This window comes from Blautia ammoniilytica (assembly GCF_025566965.1).
GTDB classification, from domain to species: domain Bacteria; phylum Bacillota; class Clostridia; order Lachnospirales; family Lachnospiraceae; genus Blautia_A; species Blautia_A ammoniilytica.
In genome coordinates this window covers 1-6419 of sequence record NZ_JAOQJL010000064.1, presented here as the reverse complement: position 1 = coordinate 6419, position 6419 = coordinate 1, and the positions used below count along the sequence as shown (strand labels likewise).

Here is a 6419-nt window from a genome sequence, read left to right as displayed (position 1 = left end):
CCCCTTGAAGACGACGAGGTAGATAGGCTGGAGATGGAAGTGCAGTAATGTACGGAGTTGACCAGTACTAATCGGTCGAGGGCTTGACCAAAAAGCAGGTTAAAGATTCTAAAGGATGTCAGCATGTATGTGGTTTTGAAGGTACAATAATCTGGCCCGGTGGCTCAGTTGGTTGGAGCGCCGCCCTGTCACGGCGGAGGTCGAGAGTTCGAGTCTCTTCCGGGTCGTTGCTGAGTAATCAGCGAATTAAATAATATGGGATCTTAGCTCAGCTGGGAGAGCATCTGCCTTACAAGCAGAGGGTCATAGGTTCGAGCCCTATAGGTCCCATAGATATCATGGATGGATTCCCGAGTGGCCAAAGGGGGCAGACTGTAAATCTGTTGGCAACGCCTTCGAAGGTTCGAATCCTTCTCCATCCACTTGAATAAATAATTATTCATAAGTGGCCAGTAGACGGTTACGTGCCGATGTGGCTCAATTGGCAGAGCAGCTGATTTGTAATCAGCAGGTTATCGGTTCGAGTCCGATCATCGGCTTTTTAATTTCAAATTTAATAATGCCGCGGGGTGGAGCAGTCTGGAAGCTCGTCGGGCTCATAACCCGAAGGTCATAGGTTCAAATCCTATTCCCGCTACTTATGCCCAGATAGCTCAGTTGGTAGAGCAGAGGACTGAAAATCCTCGTGTCGCTGGTTCGATTCCGGCTCTGGGCATTAGCTTTGACTAAAAAGCTAATAAAAAGAATATGGGATATTAGCTCAGTTGGTAGAGCACTTGACTTTTAATCAAGTTGTCCGGGGTTCGAATCCCCGATGTCTCATTTGAAGAATGTCCGTGGATCCTTTATTTACAAGGGCTTACGGATTTTTTCTATTTTACAGGTGAATAAAAATAATGCGTTTTGCATGTCTCAAAAGTGTCTCATAAAACTGATATGTCTCATTTATGTCTCAATTTTTCTCACATTTCCAAAGCCTTTTCTATGGCTGAAACAGTATCCTCTTTTTCAAGAATAATATGGTTGTATACTTCAATCACCATTTTTTCTGTGTCCCCCATTAGGGCAGCAATATGCTTAATGCTGATCATCGGGATCTGGTAGCACAGGTTGGTACAGTAGTTGTGGCGGAATACATGGGCGGTCAGGCCATCTGTGTCAGCTCCCGCTGCTTTTAGAGCAGACAGGATAGCAGCCCACATCTTGTTGTAAGATGATTTTGTTATGTAAGGCTTTCCTTTGGTGGTAAATAACTGGGGTCTTCCTATATCCTGACAGTAGTTTTCAAGATATCTGCAGATCCTGGATGGAATTGGAACGGTCCTCTCTTTTCCGTTTTTGGTGCCTTTGATGTATGGATCGTTTCCGGAAAAGGCCAGAGATTTATTGACCGTGACTGTATGTGTACGGAAATTCAGGTCAAATCTTGACAGGGCAAGAGCTTCCCCACGGCGGAGGCCACAGCCGTAGATCAGATACAGAAAAGCCTTGTGCGCCGGCTGCAGGTCTGCCAGGAATACGGCTTTCTTCTCACAGTCGGTCAATGGACGCTTTTCCGACCGGATCTTTTTTACTGTGACCCCGGAAAAGATTTCATCAAAGATTCCGGCAGCAAGCAGCTTGTCTGATATAGCGGACTTCACAATCTGCTTCATGGTCATCAGGATCTGCTCCTGAGTCCGGTTCTTGCCATGAGCTTCATTGAGGACAAGCATGACATGGATCCGCATTAGATCTGTTACTTTGACCGTTGCCAGGGAGATTAAGTGCCGCTCTATGATGTTCTGGTACATAGCCCTGGTATTTCCTTCGCGGCAGGTTTTGTACACACCCAGCCAGCGTCTGGCATATTCCTGGACACATATATCTGACTGCCGGATGTAAGATCTGTTTCTGACTGCTTCGGCCATAGCGTTTGCTTTCCGTTCCAGATCCCTGCTGGACTTCTTAGAACGCAGGGTGATCCGGTGCTTTGTGCCATTTTCATTGTAAGTACCGTCCCAGACTTTTGTCTGGAAGTAGCCATACTTGTCCTGTGTGTATTTGGTATTAGCCATTTTACTATCATCCTCTCTTTTTTCTTAAAAATGGGTACAAAAATAACAGGCACACAGATGTTCCGTCTTGTGCGACTGTCCCGAAGATGATACAATATTTTTGCTGAAAATAGGGTACATCTTCGGATGTATAGGCCGCTCTGGTGCTGGTAACACTGGGGCGGTTTTTCTTTTATAACGTAAAAGACCCCGCATTAACTGCGAGGTCTTCACATAATGTAAATCTGTCTTCTTTTATGCCCTATAGGCTCTGTTGCAAGAGATATTACTCTCTGACAGCACATACATTATATATTATATTATACTCGCGGTCAAGAAAAAAAATACTAGAAAACAAATAATTCTTTTATTTTACTATTTATTCTATCAAGGGACTCAGGTGATAAACGAATTCCAGATAGGACGCCATACGCATTTCTTGGGTCATAGATCCTTATTTTACTAACAGTTGTAATCTGATCTACTAAGGCAATGCTACCAGTTTTCATTTGATCTATTTCAGCTTTTATTTTTTCAAGCTGTTTCGATTCCTTTTGATTTTGTTCTGATTTTATTTGCCAGTCTGCTTTTAAATCATTAGCGATTTCCATATATTTTTGAGCGGCAGAAGCAGCCTCAGAAGCTTCTGGAGAGCCAGCAGGTATTGCGAGTGCAGCATCGATGGCCGTGGTTAAGATATTGATTAATCCTAACATTTTATCAATTTCCTCACATTCAGCTTGAACTTGCTGAGCGATAGTGTCATATTTTAACTTTAAACTTCGATACAGCTCATTGCCCAATTCGACATCGTTATGATGCACAGGAGCATCACCTTTCTGGGATGTCAAAGGTATAACCGTTACAACGGAGGAGTTGTGAGGGTTTTTATTGTTAATTACAATGGCATAGTGCAATCCGCCATATTCACTGCCAATATTAAAACCAAAATTTAGTTTGACAATATCACCACGTTTGTAGGCAATATTTCTTTTGGGGTCAAAGGTTTCTTCAAAATCAACCATTCGAACATAATCTTTAAGCCAATATGAAAGTAAATTAGCTTTCTTTAAACGCTGACCAGTTGGATCATTGATAAAACCTTCCAACATATGATTTAGATCTTTTATAGCTTGCTTTTTATTTTGTATAACATCTTCTTTTGAGAATTTTGCAGACACGGAATATTTCTCCTTAATTATGTATTCGTAATTCAATTAATCTTTTATGATACCCAGTCAGCCTGGATATCTGTTCAACAGTAAACTCCTTGTATTCTTCCAAAAAAGAATCTGATAATAGCAATTCCATTGCAAAGAGATTGGCTTCGATTTCTTTCTTGGAATTTAACAAAAGCGTTTTGTTTCTAATAAAGTAGCAGTTTTCTTTCCGGTGCAGGATGGCGTGTCCGAGTTCATGAGCCATAACCAGATGTTGTTCGTGCTCTGGAAGATTCTGATTAATGAATATGTAGCGGTGATTCTTTAGGAACATATAGCATCCCTCGAACTGCAGATCACAGATCTGGTATAGAATACCGAACTGATCAGCAATAGCAAAAGGGTCTGATGTTCCTGCTTTTCTTTTGCAGTAAGAAACAATCTTCTTGATATTACGATTCAAGTATCTCACCTACTTTTTGTATTTCTTAGGGGTATATTTTTCCTTGTTAATAATTTTAAGTCGTTTTAATGCAATTTCCAATTCATCACGGAAAAGTTCAGCAGCTTCTGGGCTAAGCTCTTCACCATTATAGCTGGCAGGGCCATCCTCACCAGATGTTAGCTTTTCCATGATATTGTCTAAGTCTTTTGAGATATCTTTGTTATCTTTTTCAGTCAGTCCATTATCATCAATTCCTTTTAGAAGAAAATCAGTAGTTACATCAAAGTAGTTTGCGATTAATAATAGCTTTTCTGCGCTGGGGTTAGGATTAGATTTCCACTTAGAAATAGTTCCCTTTCCGAAGCCAAGCTCTTTTTCTAAATCAGATTGGTTAATTCCGCGTTTATCACAAAGCGAAATTATACGGTTGAATAAATTCATATTAGTCCTTTCTGAAAAAATTCAACAAAAGGCTTGACAAATGATGAATATATTCATATAATCATAATTAGCAGATGAATAAATTCAACAAAAGCCTGTTCAGATGAATATGTTCTATTTTTTCTTTGTTTGGTTACAAGTATAATAGAATATTTTCATCGAAAAGTCAATAACAATGTTGAATATTTTCATCTTTAGAGCAAGAGCTATATTATCACTCTATACCTATTATGGCTCACAAATTAAACATAGTTGAAGGGAGGCTTAAAGTTGATTTACGACAACATCCGAACAATCTGTGAAAAGAAAAATATTTCTATTAGACAGGTGGAACGAGATCTTGGTTTTTCAAATTCAAGTATCTGCAAATGGAATGAATTTGAGCCAAGTGTTTGGAAGGTACAGAAGGTAGCCGATTATTTAGGTGTTTCGATTAAGAAACTTCTGGAGAAGTAACAGGGAGGTGAGAGGAATGATGTTCCAGAGTGTTCAATTAAATAACGGAAAAGTTTTACAGGGAGAAAAAATCGGAGAACTTGTCACTGATATAGTAAACAAACTCTCCGAAGCTGGATTATCTTGTGATGAAGCAAGAATTGTATTAGGAAAAACAGAAAGTGTCTTGGGGGAATTCAGCAGCATACAGAAAATAGACTAAAGGTTCTTTTGAAGCATTTCTTGCAAAGTATATGAAATGGATTTGAGCTCCATTCCGGGTGTAGCAACTTTAGGGGCAGGAATGTTCACGCCTGCCTGTAAGTCAACAGTGAGGGATTCATGATATATTTTAGGACCTGATTGATATTCTAAAGAAAACGTTACAGGTCGAGTTAATTTTTCATAATCGAGACTACATATACGTGATTGTCCAGGGGCTAAAGAGCAGCCAATAAAGTCTTTTAGGTAATCACGATCTGAACGGAATTTGTAACAATCAGTAAAATCAAAATCATAATCGAATTTTTGGATAATAGCTGGAGAATTGCCAAAATTTTTTATGACCATGAATAACATAGTGGTTCCAGCATTTATAAATTGGGGATAGATAGAAATAATTGCCCTGGAACTATCTTCGAGCATTTTCGAATTTTGCCGCAGAGTGACTAAAGAAATAATGATCGCAACTATGGCGGTTAAAGACGAAGTTATTATTCCTAAAATTTGAATAATATCTGATGGTGTCAATTTGGAGATAAATTCATTAAACATATGTAACCTTCTTTCTCATGTATTAGGTGTGCAGGCACCCTATACATAAAGAATAGGTGAGTAAGAAAGAAAAGTCAACGGCAGAAAGTGTAGCCGGAGGAGGTGAGATAGATGAAGAACGGTATTAATGAAATTGTATTACCGATTATCGGAGGGATAATCGGTAGCTTTATAGGGATGGGGATAGCCAGGCTGTTAGGAATATTGTGAGAAGAGTGGTGATGATCGCAATGACAATTGGCAGAACAATTTGAGCGGGGAGGTGAGAGAGCGTGTCTGAAAGAATAGACAACATTTTTATTGATTACAAAAATGGGATTTTCTTAGTTAATGGGAAAGGACCAGACTGTTTGGTGAGACTGACAATAAAGCAACCGGGTGGATGGGACATATCACGGCTTATGAATTATAAAAATAGAAGCCCTATTGATATGCCGGTTATTGCAGATGTAACCATAGATGCGGCAGAAATCCTGGAAGCAGAAAACCTGGAAAAGATCAGAAAAATGATACGGACAGAATTTAATTACGCTGCGCAGACACAGTGTAAAACTGAACCAGTATCTGTGCAGGATGAACGGTAGATCAATAAAGTCAACAAAAAGGAGGTATCAACATGACATATCCGAAAAAAGTCATGTCATTAAAGGAATTGGCCGAATACACCGGCCTGCCGAAAAAATATTTTATCGAGGCGTATAGAAGTCAGGACAATAACTTTGCCTGGAAAATGAACCCTGGGGCATCGAACAGCAAGATCATGTTCGACACAGAGGAGTTTGATGCGTGGCGCCTCCGGAAGCTGAAAGCGGAGGTTTCCGCAATGAGAAGGAGAGGATGTGGAGTAGCATGAGCCAAATGCTTAAAGACACCATCACGGCCGGTGTGATCGGCACGCTGGCCACCTACCTGCCAATTTGGCAGTGGGAAGGAACTAGATGGATGGGCGCAATTGCACTAAGTGTGGCCACTTGGATCATCCTGGTGGCGATGGAACCAGAACCTAATAAAAAAGGATCCTGAAGAGTTAGGGCTCAACAGGATCCAGTGTCCAAATGGACATAAACAGTTTAGCACTTTCATTGTAGAGGTGCAGAAAGGAAAAGTCAATGATCAAAGTTGAAAAAA

At 40.2% G+C, this 6419-nt stretch carries 10 protein-coding genes, 7 tRNA genes and 1 rRNA gene; 13 read left to right on the top strand and 5 right to left on the bottom strand.

The window, feature by feature from the left end:
* From OCV61_RS18090 to OCV61_RS18055, 8 genes are all read left to right on the top strand, one after another.
* A 23S ribosomal RNA gene (locus OCV61_RS18090) occupies window positions 1-91 on the top strand; the annotation flags it as partial.
* 62 nt (window positions 92-153) lie between these two features.
* A tRNA-Asp gene (locus OCV61_RS18085) sits at window positions 154-227 on the top strand.
* Between the two features lie 30 nt (window positions 228-257).
* Window positions 258-330 (top strand) — tRNA-Val (locus OCV61_RS18080).
* Between the two features lie 10 nt (window positions 331-340).
* Window positions 341-422, top strand: a tRNA-Tyr gene (locus tag OCV61_RS18075).
* A 44-nt stretch (window positions 423-466) separates the two neighbouring features.
* Window positions 467-539, top strand: a tRNA-Thr gene (locus OCV61_RS18070).
* A 24-nt stretch (window positions 540-563) separates the two neighbouring features.
* Window positions 564-637, top strand: a tRNA-Met gene (locus tag OCV61_RS18065).
* 5 nt (window positions 638-642) lie between these two features.
* A tRNA-Phe gene (locus OCV61_RS18060) sits at window positions 643-715 on the top strand.
* A 34-nt stretch (window positions 716-749) separates the two neighbouring features.
* Window positions 750-822, top strand: a tRNA-Lys gene (locus tag OCV61_RS18055).
* A gap of 140 nt (window positions 823-962) precedes the next feature.
* Here the strand turns inward: OCV61_RS18055 and OCV61_RS18050 are convergent.
* The 4 genes from OCV61_RS18050 to OCV61_RS18035 form a co-directional block, all read right to left on the bottom strand.
* On the bottom strand, window positions 963-2057 hold the full coding sequence (locus tag OCV61_RS18050) for a tyrosine-type recombinase/integrase (protein ID WP_158422914.1): 1095 nt from the start codon (window positions 2055-2057) through the stop codon (window positions 963-965).
* A gap of 326 nt (window positions 2058-2383) precedes the next feature.
* Window positions 2384-3217 (bottom strand): type II toxin-antitoxin system PemK/MazF family toxin, encoded by an 834-nt coding sequence (locus tag OCV61_RS18045; protein ID WP_262583405.1) that lies wholly within the window; start codon window positions 3215-3217, stop codon window positions 2384-2386.
* Window positions 3218-3230: 13 nt separating this feature from the next.
* Window positions 3231-3659, bottom strand: a complete 429-nt coding sequence (locus OCV61_RS18040) for an ImmA/IrrE family metallo-endopeptidase (protein WP_158422913.1) — start codon at window positions 3657-3659, stop codon at window positions 3231-3233.
* 9 nt (window positions 3660-3668) lie between these two features.
* Complete coding sequence (locus OCV61_RS18035) at window positions 3669-4082, bottom strand: helix-turn-helix domain-containing protein (RefSeq protein WP_158422912.1); 414 nt, start codon at window positions 4080-4082, stop codon at window positions 3669-3671.
* 270 nt (window positions 4083-4352) lie between these two features.
* Here OCV61_RS18035 and OCV61_RS18030 point away from each other — a divergent pair, with 270 nt between their 5' ends.
* Window positions 4353-4538 carry a helix-turn-helix domain-containing protein gene (locus tag OCV61_RS18030; RefSeq protein ID WP_158422911.1) on the top strand — a complete coding sequence of 62 codons (186 nt, stop codon included), beginning with the start codon at window positions 4353-4355 and terminating at the stop codon, window positions 4536-4538.
* Window positions 4539-4554: 16 nt separating this feature from the next.
* Complete coding sequence (locus OCV61_RS18025; protein WP_158422910.1) at window positions 4555-4740, top strand: hypothetical protein; 186 nt, start codon at window positions 4555-4557, stop codon at window positions 4738-4740.
* Here OCV61_RS18025 and OCV61_RS18020 read toward each other — a convergent pair.
* The gene (locus OCV61_RS18020) at window positions 4737-5291 is read right to left on the bottom strand and encodes a hypothetical protein (protein ID WP_158422909.1); all 555 of its coding nucleotides are present in this window, start codon (window positions 5289-5291) and stop codon (window positions 4737-4739) included. The two genes, OCV61_RS18025 and OCV61_RS18020, sit on opposite strands and share 4 nt — an antisense overlap.
* A 272-nt stretch (window positions 5292-5563) precedes the next feature.
* Here OCV61_RS18020 and OCV61_RS18015 point away from each other — a divergent pair, with 272 nt between their 5' ends.
* From OCV61_RS18015 to OCV61_RS18005, 3 genes are read left to right on the top strand one after another with little or no spacing between them, the layout of a single operon-like run.
* A complete protein-coding gene (locus tag OCV61_RS18015) occupies window positions 5564-5875 on the top strand; it encodes a hypothetical protein (RefSeq protein WP_158422908.1) in 312 nt (103 codons plus the stop codon).
* Window positions 5876-5907: 32 nt separating this feature from the next.
* A complete protein-coding gene (locus tag OCV61_RS18010; protein WP_158422907.1) occupies window positions 5908-6144 on the top strand; it encodes a hypothetical protein in 237 nt (78 codons plus the stop codon).
* Entirely contained in the window at window positions 6141-6314 is a 174-nt protein-coding gene (locus OCV61_RS18005; protein WP_262583400.1) for a hypothetical protein, read from the top strand. Before OCV61_RS18010 ends, OCV61_RS18005 begins: the two co-directional genes overlap by 4 nt.
* Window positions 6315-6419: the final 105 nt, after the last annotated feature.